At 65.5% G+C, this 1,942-nt stretch carries 2 protein-coding genes; both read right to left on the bottom strand.

Features of this window, described 5'->3' with window-relative positions; translation table 11 throughout:
- Positions 1–748: IS21-like element IS1415 family helper ATPase IstB (gene istB, locus ABVB68_RS36690; protein WP_353605560.1), on the bottom strand; the 748-nt coding region annotated here is incomplete at its 3' end.
- Positions 748–1,942: IS21-like element IS1415 family transposase (gene istA, locus ABVB68_RS36685; RefSeq protein WP_353605559.1), on the bottom strand; the 1,195-nt coding region annotated here is incomplete at its 5' end. The genes istA and istB, both read right to left, overlap by 1 nt.

The raw sequence follows: 1,942 nt of genomic DNA, 5'->3' as shown, positions 1-1,942 counted from the left end.
GGCGGAAGGAGTCGCCGTCGGTGACGACGACGTGCGCATGGTGCAGGAGCCGGTCAACGGTGGCGGTGGCCAATGTTTTGGGCATGATCTCGTCGAAGCCGGAGGGGTGCAGGTTGCTCGAGACGGCAATCGCTCGGCGTTCGTAGGCAGCGTCGACGAGGCGATAGAATCCTTCGGCGGCGTCTTCAGAGACCGGGAGCAGACCGATGTCGTCGACGATGATCAGGTCGGAGCGGATGATCCTCGTCAGGGCTCGGGCGATGGAGTCGTCGGCACGGTGCCGGCGGACCAGGGCACCGAGGTCTTCGATGGTGAACCAAGACACCGCCAGCCCAGCTTCGACTGCGGCCTGCCCGAGTGCCTCGGTGAAGTGAGACTTGCCAGTTCCCGAAGGCCCACAGACGCAGAAACATTCACGCCGCCCGACCCACTCCAGGGTGCGGAGCGCGTCCTGGGTGGCGCGGGGAATCGACGATTTCGTTTCGTCCCAGTCGCCGAAGGTCTTGCCGGTAGGGAAACCCGCGCGTTTGCGGCGAGTGTGCAGGTTCGCCCGGTCCCGGCCGGCGGCTTCCTCAGCGAGGAGAACCCGCACGACTTCGGCGGGGTCCCAGCGTTGGGCTTTCGCGGTCGGGATGATATCGCTCAAGGACCTGCGGATATGGGGCAGTTTCAGGCGTTTAGTCAGGTCGATCGCCTCGGCCAACGGGTCGCCGTTAGCGCTGGTAACAGTGCGCAAAGGGGTGCTCATCAGGCGTCATCGCTTTCATCGTCAGTAGTGGCTGGGCTGGCCGGCGCTGGTGTCTGGCCGAAGGTGGACCAGGCGGCGGTGCCCGGTTGCAGAGTGTGGTTCTCGCTGCGACGGACCGGATCAGCGTGTTCGTGGGTGACTTGGTAGTCGAGGATCGAGATCAGGTCCCGATCGGCGAACCGGCCGGTCATCGCCGCCGTCCCCAACGCTCTGTCGACTGCGTCCGGGGAGTGCAGCTTCGAAAGGTCCACGGCCTCGGCCATCTTCGCCCTGATGCGGCGCGCTCCCGCGGCGGCAGCCTCGACCAGCCAGCTGTTGGCACCCTGGCCCAACTGTAGGAAGGCGAGCTCGGCGGCGGTACGAGGCTTGGGCACCCGGTCGGCGGCGTCGCGGTCTGGGCGGGGTGGGTAGTGGTCGTTGTCGAGGACCGGTGAACCGGGTTGGCCGCGGCGGTGCCGCGCGACTTCGACTGCACCGCCATCATTGTCGACGGCGGTCACGATCAGCTCCTCACCATGGAAGCGGGCCCAGACCCGAGTGTCGATCAACGTGTGCGGCACCGAATACCGCACCCCTTCCACCGAGATCGTCGACTCCCAGTTCACCCGCCGGGTAGTGCCGAACACCGCGGTGAACGGAGATTTCGGCAGCGGATGCAGCCGCTGCAACTCTTCGGCCAGCCGCTCGACCGGCCGCCGCCGAGTAGAGCTGTGGACGCGGGTGTTGACGTCGGTGCAGAACTGCCGGCAAGCCGACTCGAGCTCACCGAAAGAGTGATACTGCTCGCGCAGGTTCACCTCCTTCGGCAACAGGTCGGCTTTGGCGATCCGCACCGTCGCCTCACTTCCTCCCTTCGACTCCGGATCAGCAGGTAAACACGTCCGCAGCGTCGTGCCGTAATGCCGTGCCACCTCCACGATCTCCGGATTGCGGACCGCGATCCCGGCCACGTGATCGATCGTCGCGGTCTTCTCGTTGTCGGTGAGGACATAGACCGGAACCCCGCCCAAGCGGCGGAATGTCGCATCCAAACACGCCGCCACCGTCGGCAATGTCTTGTCCCAGATCGGGATCACCACCCGAAATCGCGACCACGCCAACCATGCGCAGAACAACGTCGTCTTCCGGCCGGAAATCGTTGGCCCGTCACCGAAGTCGTACTGTAACCACAGCCCAGGTTCGGTTACCCACGGC

It is taken from the genome of Streptomyces sp. NPDC096012 (genome assembly GCF_040426375.1).
Lineage (GTDB): Bacteria > Actinomycetota > Actinomycetes > Streptomycetales > Streptomycetaceae > Streptomyces.
This window is presented reverse-complemented; position numbering and strand designations above follow the sequence as displayed.